Origin of the sequence: Desulfofundulus australicus DSM 11792 (genome assembly GCF_900129285.1) — a bacterium.
Taxonomy (GTDB): Bacteria; Bacillota; Desulfotomaculia; order Desulfotomaculales; family Desulfovirgulaceae; genus Desulfofundulus; species Desulfofundulus australicus.
Genome location: NZ_FQUW01000014.1, coordinates 56,422 through 69,754, shown reverse-complemented (window position 1 = coordinate 69,754; position 13,333 = coordinate 56,422). Strand labels below are relative to the sequence as shown.

General features: G+C 57.2%; 11 protein-coding genes. All 11 read left to right on the top strand.

Annotated features, from left to right (window positions below):
- The first annotated feature begins 8 nt into the window (after window positions 1-8).
- The 11 genes from dsrK to BUB44_RS06845 all read left to right on the top strand — a co-directional run bounded on the left by dsrK (window position 9) and on the right by BUB44_RS06845 (window position 13,312).
- The gene (gene dsrK / locus BUB44_RS06895; protein ID WP_207545627.1) at window positions 9-1,391 is read left to right on the top strand and encodes a sulfate reduction electron transfer complex DsrMKJOP subunit DsrK; all 1,383 of its coding nucleotides are present in this window, start codon (window positions 9-11) and stop codon (window positions 1,389-1,391) included.
- A gap of 187 nt (window positions 1,392-1,578) precedes the next feature.
- Window positions 1,579-1,896 (top strand): TusE/DsrC/DsvC family sulfur relay protein, encoded by a 318-nt coding sequence (locus BUB44_RS06890; RefSeq protein WP_027355928.1) that lies wholly within the window; start codon window positions 1,579-1,581, stop codon window positions 1,894-1,896.
- 168 nt (window positions 1,897-2,064) lie between these two features.
- Window positions 2,065-3,489: a cobyrinic acid a,c-diamide synthase CobB gene (locus BUB44_RS06885; protein ID WP_027355927.1), complete on the top strand. Its 1,425-nt coding sequence runs from the start codon at window positions 2,065-2,067 to the stop codon at window positions 3,487-3,489.
- Between the two features lie 263 nt (window positions 3,490-3,752).
- Entirely contained in the window at window positions 3,753-4,400 is a 648-nt protein-coding gene (sleB, locus tag BUB44_RS06880) for a spore cortex-lytic enzyme (protein ID WP_083543141.1), read from the top strand.
- A gap of 16 nt (window positions 4,401-4,416) precedes the next feature.
- Complete coding sequence (gene ypeB / locus BUB44_RS06875) at window positions 4,417-5,781, top strand: germination protein YpeB (RefSeq protein WP_165611024.1); 1,365 nt, start codon at window positions 4,417-4,419, stop codon at window positions 5,779-5,781.
- Window positions 5,782-6,144: 363 nt separating this feature from the next.
- Entirely contained in the window at window positions 6,145-6,630 is a 486-nt protein-coding gene (locus tag BUB44_RS06870) for an Lrp/AsnC family transcriptional regulator (RefSeq protein ID WP_073164513.1), read from the top strand.
- A 51-nt stretch (window positions 6,631-6,681) separates the two neighbouring features.
- On the top strand, window positions 6,682-7,938 hold the full coding sequence (locus tag BUB44_RS06865; protein WP_073164510.1) for an aminotransferase class I/II-fold pyridoxal phosphate-dependent enzyme: 1,257 nt from the start codon (window positions 6,682-6,684) through the stop codon (window positions 7,936-7,938).
- A 124-nt stretch (window positions 7,939-8,062) separates the two neighbouring features.
- Complete coding sequence (locus BUB44_RS06860; protein ID WP_073164507.1) at window positions 8,063-9,583, top strand: sodium:solute symporter family protein; 1,521 nt, start codon at window positions 8,063-8,065, stop codon at window positions 9,581-9,583.
- Window positions 9,580-10,890 carry a phenylacetate--CoA ligase family protein gene (locus BUB44_RS06855; protein ID WP_073164504.1) on the top strand — a complete coding sequence of 437 codons (1,311 nt, stop codon included), beginning with the start codon at window positions 9,580-9,582 and terminating at the stop codon, window positions 10,888-10,890. Before BUB44_RS06860 ends, BUB44_RS06855 begins: the two co-directional genes overlap by 4 nt.
- 69 nt (window positions 10,891-10,959) lie before the next feature.
- Entirely contained in the window at window positions 10,960-12,732 is a 1,773-nt protein-coding gene (gene iorA, locus BUB44_RS06850) for an indolepyruvate ferredoxin oxidoreductase subunit alpha (protein ID WP_073164502.1), read from the top strand.
- Entirely contained in the window at window positions 12,725-13,312 is a 588-nt protein-coding gene (locus tag BUB44_RS06845; RefSeq protein WP_027355919.1) for an indolepyruvate oxidoreductase subunit beta, read from the top strand. The genes iorA and BUB44_RS06845 overlap by 8 nt, the downstream gene beginning before the upstream one ends.
- Window positions 13,313-13,333 lie beyond the last annotated feature (21 nt).

The window sequence follows — 13,333 nt, the reverse complement described above, 5'->3', positions numbered from 1 at the left end:
TGTAACAGTTGCCAGAATATAAGGGTCTGAAAATGCCAGCCAAAGCTTCGGTTGAAGATATGCGCCGGATACACATCGAGCCGGTGCCCGATGACCAGAAGGTTGAAAAGGCCATCCAGTATCTCGACGAGATGCGCAAAAAATTTCGCTCTTTCGTCCTGGCCATGGAGTCATGCGTGAAATGCGGCCTGTGCGCCGAAAACTGCCATACTTACCTGGGAACCAGGGATCCCAACAACATTCCCACCAACCGGGCGGAGCTGATCCGCAAAATATACCGCCGTTATTTCACCCTGGAAGGGCGCTGGTTCGGCAAGCTGGTGGGGGCGGAAGACCTCAACCTGGATATCATCGAGCAGTGGTACTCCTACTTTTACCAGTGCAATGAGTGCCGGCGCTGCGCCCATGTCTGCCCCTTTGGCATTGACACCTGTGAGGTAACCATGATTGGGCGCCAGATCCTCCACTGGCTGGGTATTGTGCCCAAGCTTCATGCCGATGTAGGGGCGGCTATGGAAAGGACGGGCAACCATACCGGTCTGACCAAGCCGGCCATTGTTGATACCCTGGAATTCCTGTCCGAGGAAATTAAGGACGAGTTCGGTGTTGATGTGGAGTTCCCTGTGGATAAAGAAGGGGCCGACATCATGTATGTGCCCTCTTCCGCCGACTTCCTGCTCAACCCCTATACCTTGATGGGTGCAGGGATGTTTTTCACCTACATCGGTGCCAACTGGACTATTCCCAGTACCATTACAGAAGCGGGTAATTTCGGCCTGCTCTTCGACCAGCAGCATACCATGCGCCATAACTTCACCCGCCTGCTGCATGCAGCCCAGAAACTGGGCGTCAAGAAGATTGTCTGGGGTGAGTGTGGCCATGGCTGGCGGGCATGGAAAATGTACCTGCCGGGTATGGCTGATCTGCCCATCCGCTGGCCGATAACCCATATTCATGACGAGGTGGCCTATTATATTCGCACCAACCAGCTGAAACTGGATCCCAACAAGATCGGCCGGCCGGTAACCCTCCACGATCCCTGCAACTACGTGCGGGCCTGTGGCATGGCCGAAACGCTGCGCACGGTGATCAGGGCGTGTGTGGCCGATTTCAGAGAAATGTATCCGAATAAAGAGAACAACTTCTGTTGCGGTGGCGGTTCGGCCATACTCTTTGACGACCCTGAAATGTACCAGCTGCGCATTAAATTCTCCCAGAAAAAGGCTGAACAGGTTCGTGCCACCGGGGTGGGCAGGGATGGGAACGGCATCCTGTGCGCTCCCTGCTCCATCTGTAAGGCCCAGCTGTATCCCATGGTCGAGGAACATCAACTGGGAGTGGAAGTTAAGGGATTGATCGACCTTGTGGGTATGGCCCTGGTGTGGAAGTAAACTGGGAATAAACGGGTTTTCTTAAATCATTGACTTGTTTATCCAGGAGTGATATTCTTTTAAGGGGGTGGTCAGGCTCCATACGGGCACCAGGCACCTGGCCCGGAATTTTTATAAAGATATGTAATTTTTAAATGGGTTTTGTGGAATGCTGGAACAATGCTAAACTAATGGAGGTGTTAAGCACATGCCATCCATCAATGTAAATGGTGTGGAAATTGAACAGGACGAGGACGGGTTCATTGTTGACCCGAACCTGTGGAACGAAGATGTGGCCAAGGCACTGGCAGCTCAGGAAGGTATCTCCGAGCTGACCGATGAGCACTGGAAGGTAGTCAATTACCTGCGTAACTACTACCTGCAGTTCCAGATTGCCCCCATGATCCGCAAACTCTGCAAGGAGACGGGCTTCAGCTTGAAAAAGATCTACGAGCTGTTCCCCTCTGGTCCGGCTAAAGGTGCCTGTAAAGTGGCCGGCTTGCCCAAGCCCACCGGCTGCGTGTAATAGATGAGGTTTTCTACACTTATTTGAAGGTCGCCCCGAAGGGCGACCAACCTTTATGTTCTTCCTTTTCGGGGCACAGGCTTAAGCAGTGAGATGCGGCAGTGGAGCTTATGACTGTGCCCATCCTTCCTGTACGGGGTGCGAGGCGAAAGGCGTGATACTGGCGCGATGAAAGATAGGAAGAACGGTAACAAATGCATACCTCGCCTGGTGATTGGTGCACCCCGGGGCCGCTCGGGAAAGACCACGGTAACAATTGGCCTGCTGGCTGCTCTGGTTCGTCATTTAAAGCTGGTGGTGCAGCCTTTTAAAAAGGGGCCGGATTTTATCGATCCGGGCTGGCTCAGCCGTGTGGCCGGCCGGGCTTGCCGTAACCTGGACAGTTATCTCATGTCCGGAGAAACCATCCGGTATTCGCTCCTGCGCCACAGCCGTGATGCCGATATGGCCGTGGTGGAAGGTGCCATGGGCCTTTTTGACGGCGTGGATCTGGAGGGTAGCGGTAGCACCGCGGAAATAGCCAGGATCATTGCTGCACCGGTTATTCTGGTTGTGGATACCACCAGGATGACCCGTAGCGTGGCACCCCTGGTGCAGGGTTTCATGCGCTTCGACCCCCGGATAAAGGTGGCCGGAGTTGTCTTAAACCGGGTTGCCCGCCGCCGTCACGAACAAATGTTGCGCGGTGCCCTGGAAAAGTACTGCGGGATCCCGGTGCTGGGGGTTATTCCGAAGGGTAAAAAAATGGTGATACCGGATCGCCACCTGGGGCTGGTACCCGCCGGGGAGCGGGACGAACTGGAACAGGCGCTGGAGGAGATTGCCCGGGTGGCCCGGGAATGCCTGGATCTTGAAGGCATCCTGGCTGTCGCCCGCCAGGCTCCACCCCTGGAGATGGCAGCCGGGGGGGATGCTCCAGATGATGGAATGCCGGACAACAAACCGGTAATTGGTGTATTTCGCGATCGGGCCTTCTCCTTTTATTATCCTGAAAACCTGGAGGCGTTGCAGGAGGCTGGAGCCAGGCTGGTATATATCGATGCCCTGCGGGATCCGGATTTGCCGCAGGTAGACGCGCTCTATATTGGGGGCGGTTTTCCCGAGGTATTTGCCGGCCAGCTGGAGGCCAATGAAGGGCTGCGCAAATCGGTACTCCGGGCTGTTGAGGCGGGGTTGCCGGTTTATGCCGAGTGCGGGGGGTTAATGTACCTGGGCCGGCAGATATTCTGGCAGGGCCGTTCCTACCGCATGTGTGGTGCCCTGCCCTTTGATGTGGTGATGGAAGACAGGCCCTGCGGTCACGGTTATGAAGTGGTGGAAGTAACCGGGGAAAACCCCTTTTTCCCAGCCGGGAGTGTGATCAAGGGACATGAATTTCACCATTCCCGCCTGGTGAACGTGGACCGGGATGTTCGTTTTGCCTACAGGGTTTTGCGGGGCAGTGGTATTGACGGTGAAAGGGACGGCGTCGTATACAGGAATGTCCTGGCGTCCTACAATCACATTCACGCCCTGGCCACGCCCCGGTGGGCGGAAGCGCTGGTGGAACGGGCCCGGCAGTGGCGGGCCCATCGGGGGATGGGCAATATATAGAAAGCGGGGAAGGGAGAGGCATGGGGCGCCGCAGCCGGTAAGCTGCGGCGCCCCGCTTTTTATTAGGCGAGCGGGGCAGAGGAAAATACCTTTAAATTTTCCCGCTTCCGCTCATATTTCTACCGGCCCCGGCTCATACTGAAAAGGGAATTTAAGGTCGGATTCATCACAGGGAAGGGGGTTGGGGCGGGGTGAAAGCGGGGGGCGATTATCTCCGCCGGTCCATTTTGATAGCCATAACCCTGGCCGTCCTGGCTGCCGGTATGTCAGCCCTTACCGGACAAACACATGCTCAGGAACGCATCCTGTACTGGGGGCTGAGCGGTGAGGACGTCATCAGGGTGCAGCAGCGCCTGAAGGAATGGGGATATTACAACGGCCCGGTGGACGGTTTTTACGGCAACGAAACTCAGCAGGCGGTGGTTAATTTTCAGTTAAATAACGGCCTGGTTCCCGATGGTACGGTGGGGCCCGAAACATGGGCCGCACTGGGATTTTCCCCGGCGCCCGCAGCGTCACCACCGGGGGAGCCAGCAGGCGTTTCCCGGGGAGTAACCAACAGGGACGAGGTCTACCTGCTGGCCAGGGTTATTGAAGGAGAAGCCGCCGACGAACCGTTATTAGGAAAAGTGGCCGTGGGGGCGGTGATTTTGAACCGTACCAGATGCGCGGCCTTTCCCAACAGCCTGGCCGGGGTTATCTATCAGCCCCACGCCTTTGAATCGGTGAGTAACGGCCAGTATAATCGCCCGGTAAGCGAGGAATCCCTGCAGGCTGCCATGATGGCCATGTGCGGCTGGGATCCCACGGGTGGCTGCCTGTACTTCTGGAACCCTGCCAAGCCGGTGAACCCGTGGATCTGGACCCGGGACGTCGTCACCCAGATTGGCCGTCACATCTTTGCCCGTTAAGGGGAGGTTGGGGAGTGTGGAGATAAGGGAAAAACACTGGCTCTGGATACTGGCTGCCGGCGTAGTACTGGCAGGTGCTCTGGGGTACTGGGGCTACCAGCAGTTTACTGTACGCCAGCGTCTGGAAACGGCCCTGAATAACAAGTATTACCGGGCCCTGTATGACCTGACGGAAAACGTGCAGAATATGGAAGTGCTGCTTTCCAAAAGTCTGGTGGCCGGAACACCGGAAGCGCAGAGCACCTTCCTAATGGAACTCTGGCAGCGGGCCATGGCGGCCCAGGCGAATTTAAACCAGCTGCCGGTAACCGATGCCCTGACCGGGCGCACATCCAAATTCCTGACCCAGGTGGGAGATTATGCCCACTCATTAATGCAGCAGGCAGTCAGGGGAGAACTGGAGTCCGGCCAGCAGTGGGAGACTATCAAGCGCCTCTACCAGCAATCCGCCGACCTGAACCTGGCCCTGCACGAACTACAAAGCCGTATAGCTTCGGGCCAGCTTTATCTGAGCGAGCTGGCGCGGGAGAGCAGGCGCACCCTGGGCCGTGAGGGGCCGCGCCTGGCCAATACCAGCTTTCAGGCTATTGAGAAACATATGGAAAACTTCCCCACCCTGATCTATGACGGGCCCTTTTCCGATCACCTGGGAAAAAGAGTAGCCCGGGGAGTCACCGGGGAAAACATCAGCAGGGAGAAAGCCCGGGCCAGAGCGCTGGAGGTAACCGGGGATCGGGGCAGGTATGTGGTGGAACGGGTGGGGGAATCCCGGGGAAAAATCCCTTCATATCTGGTGGAACTGCGCCCCTTAAGGAAGGACGGTGTGCCGGTAACAGTGGCCATTACCCGCCAGGGGGGTCATTTGAACTGGATGGCCAGTGGCCGCAGGATTGGAAATGCTACCTGGAGCATGGAAAAGGCCAGGCAAAAAGCCCGGGACTATCTGGCCTCACTGGGCTACCGGGACATGGTGCCGGTTTACTATGAGAAGCAAAACGGGCTTGCCGTGTTCAATTTCGCAGCCACCCAGGAACAGGTAGTTCTTTACCCGGATCAGATAAAAGTTTCCGTGGCCCTGGATAACGGCCAGATTATGGGAATAGAAGCATCGAGCTACCTCATGAATCACAGCAGGCGTGAGCTTCCCCGCCCCCGGATTGGGCTTCAGGAAGCAAGGCAGAAGCTCAACCCCAGGCTCAAAGAGATAAAGGGCGGCCGGCTGGTCCTCATTCCCGTACCGCCGGACAGGGAAAAACTGGCCTATGAGTTCCAGGCCCGCCTGGACAGGGATCTTTTCCTTGTTTATATAGATGCCCTGGATGGCCGCGAGGTCCAGATCCTGCGGGTGGTGCGGAATCCGGAAGGCATCTTGACGCTCTAGCATCGGGCTTCGCCCTTAAAAATAATTACCTGTTGACAGCAGCTGAAACACATGCTAGTATTTAACTTAACTTAATATGGCAGTATGGCCATGAAGGGGAAGAAGGGTACCTGTACCAGACCAGCGAGCCGGGGAGGGTGCAAGCCCGGCTGGGAAAGTGCCCGTGCCGCCCCGGAGCCGGGGACCGAAAGGTGAAACAACCGAGTATGTCCTCCCGGCAGCCCGCCGTTACCGGGCCGTGAGAGGGTCGCCAGTGTTCGTGCCGGCGGCCAAGGTGGGTGGTACCGCGAGACCGGGCTCTCGTCCCATTGGGGCGAGAGCCCTTTCGATTTAAAAAGACAGGCCGGGTAGAGGGGTGAGCTGGTGAATAAGCTGGAATTGCTCGAGATACTGGAAGACAATGCCAGGGTAACGCCGGAAGAAATAGCTGTCATGCTGCAGTCCGATCCCGCCAGTGTACGCCGGGCCATCAAGGAACTTGAAGAAAACAAGACGATATTAAAGTACATGACCCTGGTCAACTGGGAAAAAGCCGGCGAGGAGAAGGTTTCGGCCATGATTGAGGTACGCATAACGCCCCAGCGGGATGTGGGTTTTGACGCCGTGGCCCGGAGAATCTGCCGGTTTCCCGAGGTGCGCAGCGTTCGCTTGATGTCCGGGGCTTATGACCTGGCCGTTTTCATTGAAGGGCGCACCATGCGGGAAGTAAGTAATTTTGTGGCCACCAAACTGGCCACCATAGAGGGCGTGGTCAGCACCACCACCCACTTCGTGCTGAAAACATACAAGCAGGACGGTGTTATTGTGGACGATGGCGAGGAAGATCGCCGGCTGATGATCACGCCGTAAGAAAAATAAAGCGGAAAAATGTTAATAGAAAGAGCGGGGAGGAAGACGTGGATGAACGAAGCCTGGTGTGAGCGGATTAACCCTGTGGTAAAGAACATTCCTTCGTCGGGAATTCGCCGCTTTTTCGATATGGTGGCTGAAACCAGGGGGGTTATTTCCCTGGGCGTGGGAGAACCGGACTTTGTCACACCCTGGCATATCCGGGAAGCCTGCATTTATTCCCTGGAAAAGGGATACACCATGTACACATCCAACAGCGGCCTTCTGGAGTTGCGCTGCGCCATTGCCCGCGATCTGGCCGGCAGCTACGGCGTGACCTACGACCCCCGGAAGGAGATCCTGGTTACGGTGGGGGTGAGCCAGGCCCTGGACCTGGCTTTAAGGGCGCTGGTGAGCCCCGGGGATGAGGTGCTCATCCCGGAACCGTCTTACGTTTCTTATGCCCCGACGGTAATGCTGGCCGGCGGGAAGGTGGTTCCCCTGCCCACGACCATGGAGGAAGGCTTTTCCCTGCATGCCCACCAGGTTGAAGCAGCTATTACATCACGCACCAAACTCCTTGTGCTGTGTTACCCCAACAACCCCACCGGAGCGGTAATGTCCAGGGAAAACCTGCAGGAAATTATGGAGATTGTCAGGGCTCACGACCTGATAGTTATTTCAGATGAAATATACGACAAGCTAACCTATGAAGGACAGCATACCTGTGTGGCCAGCCTGCCGGGCATGAAGGAACGTACCATACTTTTAAACGGTTTTTCCAAATCCTACGCCATGACGGGTTGGAGGATAGGTTACGCCTGCGGCAACCCTGATTTTATTGCCGCCATGACCAAGATCCACCAGTACACCATGCTCTGTGCCCCCATTACCGCTCAAATGGCCGCCCTGGAGGCGCTGAAAAATGGCCGGCCGGCCATGGAGCGGATGATCCGCGAGTATAACCGGCGGCGTCACGTGGTTATCCATGCTTTCAAGGACATGGGCCTGCCCTGTTTTGAGCCCCGGGGAGCTTTTTATGCCTTCCCGGAGATCAGGGCAACCGGGTTATCTTCGGAGGAGTTTGCCGAGGTCCTGCTCCAGGAAGAAAAGGTGGCTGTGGTTCCGGGAAATGCCTTCGGTTCCAGCGGTGAAGGCTTCGTGCGCTGTTCATACGCCGCTTCCCTGGAAGAGCTGGGAGAAGCCCTGCGGCGCATGGCCCAGTTTGTGCGCCGGCTGGGTGTCCGGCCGCGGGTAATTTCCACCCCAACCAGGCCCCTTTTATCCCGGGGGACCGGCATGAATGCGGCCGGGAGCGCCCGCCCCTGAAGAAAGATAGCCCCGAATTCAAATCGGGGCAGGAAAAGAGCTCCCGGCGTAGAATAAAATATGTCTGAACATGTCACCGGGGAACTGGTGGCACCAAAAAAAGCAGGATGGGAGGACGGCAGGAATGAAAATTTTGCTACTGTGCCTTTTTGTGGGTGTCCTTCTTTACAGCGGGTACTGCAGTATGGGTCGTAACCGGACGGTGGGAGATTTCTTTCTGGGCGGAAGGAACATGGGTCCCTGGCTTTCCGCTTTTGCGTACGGGACCACATATTTTTCAGCGGTGATTTTTATCGGTTATGCCGGCAAGGTGGGCTGGGGATACGGCATGGCCGCCCTGTGGATTGTAGTGGGCAACACCCTGGTGGGGAGCCTGCTGGCCTGGCTGGTTCTGGCCAGGCGGACGCGGCTCATGACCGCCCGGCTGGGAGCCATGACCATGCCGGAATTCCTGGAAGCCCGCTATCAAAGCAGGGCCATGAAAATATACGGAGCCCTGATTATATTCATCTTCCTGGTGCCCTATTCAGCATCCGTCTTCATGGGTTTGAGTTATTTATTCAACCAGATATTTGGCCTGCCATACCTGTATGCTGCCTTATTGATGTGCCTGCTGACGGCCCTGTACCTGGTAATGGGTGGTTACCGGGCTGTAGCCCTGACGGATGTAATCCAGGGTATGGTTATGCTGGCCGGGGTTGGTATCCTGCTCTATTATGTCCTGGGGGCTACCCAGGTGGGGGGAATAGTGCAGGGGCTTGAAAGGCTGGCGGCAATTAACCCCGGCCTGGTCAGCCCGGCCGGGCCCGGGGGGCAGTGGTTGCCGCTGGCTGCCCTGGTTGTGCTAACCAGTCTCGGACCCTGGGGGCTGCCTCAAATGGTTCAGAAGTTCTACGCCATCAGGGACGAGAGGGCCATTCCCCCCGCCATGGTGGTTTCCACTGTTTTCGCCCTGGTAATCACCTTTGGGGCCTATTTTACCGGTTCGCTTACACACCTGTTCTTTGATAAATTACCCGTGGATCCGGCCACCGGCAAGCCAACCCCCGATATGCTCATGCCAATTCTCATTCACAGCACCCTTCCCGAGCTGGGGGCTACCCTTATTCTTCTTCTGGTGCTTTCGGCATCCATGTCCACCCTGTCTTCCCTGGTGCTGGTTAGCAGTTCAGCTATTTCTATAGATCTGGTGCAGAGTTTGAAGCCGGGATGGGCTAGAAAGCACGGTGTGCTCATTATGCGCTTATTATGCTGCCTTTTCATAGCTCTTTCCCTGATCATCGCCCTGGTCAAGCCGGCTATTATCTTGAGCTTAATGGCCATATCCTGGGGTACGGTGGCCGGAGCTTTCCTGGCTCCCTACATCTACGGTCTTTTCTGGCGGGGTACCACGCCTGCAGGGGCCTGGGCCGGCACAATAAGCGGGCTGGGCTGTTCGGTAATCCTCTCCCTCTATTACCGGCTTGATGCGGCGGTTATCCCCCTGGTGGGGTCGCTGTCCATGCTTATCCCCCTGCTGGTGGTGCCGGTGGTCAGCCTGGTTACCCGTCCCCTGCCGGCCGAGGTGGTGGAAAGGACCTTTGGTCGGGACGAAGCTGTAAAAAGGCAGACATTACTTCAATGCAAGGAAGTGGAGAGTTCATGATCTGGGATCACAGGCACGAATGTATGGACAGGGAAGAACTCCGGTCCCTGCAGCTACAGCGGTTAAAAGAGGTGCTGCACCGTGTCTACCGGCGGGTACCTTACTACCGCCAGTTGTTTGATGCTCACGGCGTGAGGCCAGAGGACCTGCGCAGCCTGGAGGATATCCAGAAATTCCCTTTTACTACCAAAGCAGCCCTGCGGGATAACTACCCGTACGGGCTCTTTGCTGTTCCGCTGAAGGATGTGGTCCGGCTGCATGCCTCATCCGGAACCACGGGAAAGCCCATTGTGGTGGGATACACCAGAAAAGATCTGGAAATCTGGTCCGAACTGGTGGCCAGGATAGTTACCCAGGCCGGAGTCACCAGCGATGACGTGGTACAGATCACCTTTGGTTACGGCCTGTTCACCGGCGCCTTTGGACTTCACTACGGGCTGGAGAAAGTGGGCGCCACCATAGTTCCCTCCTCCGTAGGCAACAGTGAAAAGCAGATCATGCTGATGAAGGATTTTGGTACCACGGTGCTGGTGGGAACCCCTTCCTACGCCCTGCACCTGGGGGAGACCGCCCGTTCCATGGGCATTGATCCTGCCGGGTTGAAGGTCAGGCTGGGCCTGTTTGGTTCCGAAGCCTGGAGTGAGGAAATGCGCCGGGAGCTGGAAAAGATGTGGGGCATGAAAGCCACCGATAATTACGGTCTGTCGGAGGTAATGGGACCCGGGGTGTGCGGCGAGTGCGGTTTAAAGCAGGGGATGCATATAGCCGAGGATCATTTCCTGGTGGAAATTGTCGATCCGGAAACCGGGGAAGCCCTGGATTACGGTCAGGAGGGTGAAGTGGTAATTACCACCCTGACCAAGGAAGCATTGCCGGTAATTCGTTACCGCACCCGGGATATTTCCGTCATCAATCCCGAGCCCTGTGCCTGCGGGCGCACCAGCGCCCGGCTGCGCCGGGTCACCGGGCGCACCGATGACATGCTGATCATTTCCGGGGTAAACGTTTTCCCCTCGCAAATTGAAAGCGTTTTAATCGAGGTGGAGGGGGTTTCACCCCATTATCAAATTGTGGTGGATAAAAGGGGCTACCTGGATTACCTGGAGGTCCAGGTGGAAATGACGGAAGAGTTCTTTACCGGGAGCTTCCGGGACCTGGAAGCTCTCGAGGAGAAAATCCGCCGCCGCCTCCAGACGGTGCTCTCCATCAACCCGCGGGTGCGCCTGCTGGAACCGCACTCCATTGAGCGCAGCCAGGGCAAGGCCAGGCGGATTATCGACAGGCGGCGCGCGGAAGGAAAGGTTTAAAAGCGTTTCTCCGGGAATAGCTGCCATGCTTACTCCAGAGAAACAGGCTATAAATGATGGAGGTAGAACATGAAAGAACTGATGACGGGTAACGAAGCAATTGCCCGGGGAGCCTACGAAAACGGCGTAACAGTGGGAGTTGGTTACCCCGGCACACCCAGCACGGAAATACTGGAGAATTTTTCCCGTTATCCGGGGATTAAGGCCCAGTGGGCCCCCAATGAGAAAGTGGCCCTGGAAGTGGGCCTGGGGGCCTCCCTGGCCGGTGCCCGGGTGCTGGTAACCATGAAGCACGTGGGCGTGAACGTGGCTGCCGACCCCCTGATGACGGCAGCCTATACCGGTGTAAATGGCGGGCTGGTGCTGGTATCGGCCGATGATCCGGGGATGCACAGCTCGCAAAATGAACAGGATAACCGCTTTTACGCCCGCTTTGCCCGGATACCCATGTTTGAACCCTCGGATAGCCAGGAAGCCCTGGACATGGTGGGGCTGGCCCTGCAGGTGAGTGAAGATTTCGACCTGCCCGTAATGCTGCGCACGACCACCAGGGTGGCCCATTCCCAGAGTTTGGTGGAAGTGAAGGAACGTAAGGAAATACCTTTAAAGCCGTACCGGAAAGATGCCCCAAAGTGGCTCATGGTACCTGCTTACGGGCGCCTGCGCCGGCAGTCCCTGGAAGAAAGGCTGCAAAGGCTTAAAGCTTACACGGAAACCACGCCGGTTAACTTTATTACCTGGGGCGATCGCCGGGTGGGTGTGATCACCAGCGGTGTCAGCTACCAGTACGTACGGGAAGCCATGCCGGGAGTATCCATACTCAAGCTGGGGATGACCCACCCCCTGCCGGAAGGTCTTATCCGCCAGTTTGCTGCCGGTGTGGAAAAACTTGTGGTGGTGGAAGAGCTGGATCCCTATCTGGAAGATTTCGTCCGGGGCCTGGGCCTGGAAGTGACAGGCAAGAAAATATTCCCCGCCTGGAACGAGTTCACCCCGGGTCTCATCCGGAGCAGGGCGGTGGCAGCCGGGTTACCGGTGCCCGCGCCGGATAAAGAGGAAGGGGCTGCTTCCCCTCCCCGGGAACTGCCCCCGGTTCCCGGGCGCCCGCCCGTACTCTGTCCCGGTTGTCCCCACCGGGGAGTGTTCTATGTGCTGCATAAATTAAAACTGCTGGTTACCGGAGATATCGGCTGCTACACCCTGGGCGGCCTGCCCCCCCTGGAAGGGATGGATACCTGTGTCTGTATGGGGGCCAGCATTGGTATGGCCCATGGCTGTGAGCTGGCCGATTCTACCCTGTCCCGGCGTACTGTAGCCGTTATCGGCGACTCCACCTTTTTCCACTCCGGTATCACGGGTCTTCTGAACATGGTGTACAATGGCGGCCAGGGTACGGTAATCATACTGGATAACCGTACCACGGCCATGACCGGCCACCAGGAGCATCCCGGTACGGGTAAAACGCTGATGGGAGAACCTGCACCCGCGGTGGATCTGGAAGCGCTGGTGCGGGCGCTGGGGGTCAGCCGGGTAAGGGTGGTGGACCCGCTGAAAGTAGCGGAATTGACGCAGGCCATTCAGGAAGAGGTGGCCTGCGGGGCCCCGTCGGTGATCATTGCCCGGCGGCCCTGCGCGTTGCTGCACAGGGAGAAACGGCCGCCGGTTATGGTGGACCGGGAAGCCTGCACCGGCTGCAGGAGCTGCCTCAAGCTGGGTTGCCCGGCCATTTCCGTACAGGATAAAAAGGCGGCGGTGGAAGCCATAACCTGTAACGGCTGTGGCCTCTGTGTCCAGGTGTGCCGTTTTGGCGCCCTGAAAGAAGGGGGAGAAAACAATGACTGAAGAAGCGGCTCGTTTACCGGTGGATATACTGATGGTCGGGGTGGGAGGCCAGGGGATTATTCTGGCCAGCAGGATCCTGGCTCATGCCGCCAGAGCGGCCGGGTATGATATTAAGGTTTCGGAAATCCACGGCATGGCCCAGCGGGGGGGGAGTGTGGTCACCCAGGTCCGCCTGGGGGAAAAGGTTTATTCCCCCCTTATACCCGAAGGGGAAGCTGATGTAATCCTGGCTTTCGAACAGCTGGAAGCCCTGCGCTGGGTGAACTACGTAAAAAATACGGGTACCATTATTGTTAACAGCCAGGTCATTTATCCCGTACCGGTACTGGCCGGTATGTCCCGGTACCCGGAAAACATACCGGCCCACCTTTCCCGCAGGGCCAGGACCATAATGGTGGACGCCCTGCAGAAGGCACTGGAATGCGGCAACAGCCGGGCGGCAAATGTGGTACTCCTGGGCAGCCTGGCCAGGAGGATGTCCATCCCCCTTTCGTACTGGATGAATGCCCTGGAGGCCTGCGTTCCCGCCCGCTACCTGGAGGTCAACCGGGCCGCCTTCCAGAGCGGTTATACTCTCTAGCCGTTTATTTAAACGGGATGC

Bases quoted from the DNA above. Each gene is read 5' to 3' on its own strand.
- BUB44_RS06890 (WP_027355928.1), top strand. From the start codon at position 1,579: ATGCCATCCATCAATGTAAATGGTGTGGAAATTGAACAGGACGAGGAC.
- BUB44_RS06885 (WP_027355927.1), top strand. From the start codon at position 2,065: ATGAAAGATAGGAAGAACGGTAACAAATGCATACCTCGCCTGGTGATT.
- sleB (WP_083543141.1), top strand. From the start codon at position 3,753: ATGTCAGCCCTTACCGGACAAACACATGCTCAGGAACGCATCCTGTAC.
- BUB44_RS06865 (WP_073164510.1), top strand. From the start codon at position 6,682: ATGAACGAAGCCTGGTGTGAGCGGATTAACCCTGTGGTAAAGAACATT.
- BUB44_RS06860 (WP_073164507.1), top strand. From the start codon at position 8,063: ATGAAAATTTTGCTACTGTGCCTTTTTGTGGGTGTCCTTCTTTACAGC.
- BUB44_RS06855 (WP_073164504.1), top strand. From the start codon at position 9,580: ATGATCTGGGATCACAGGCACGAATGTATGGACAGGGAAGAACTCCGG.
- iorA (WP_073164502.1), top strand. From the start codon at position 10,960: ATGAAAGAACTGATGACGGGTAACGAAGCAATTGCCCGGGGAGCCTAC.
- BUB44_RS06845 (WP_027355919.1), top strand. From the start codon at position 12,725: ATGACTGAAGAAGCGGCTCGTTTACCGGTGGATATACTGATGGTCGGG.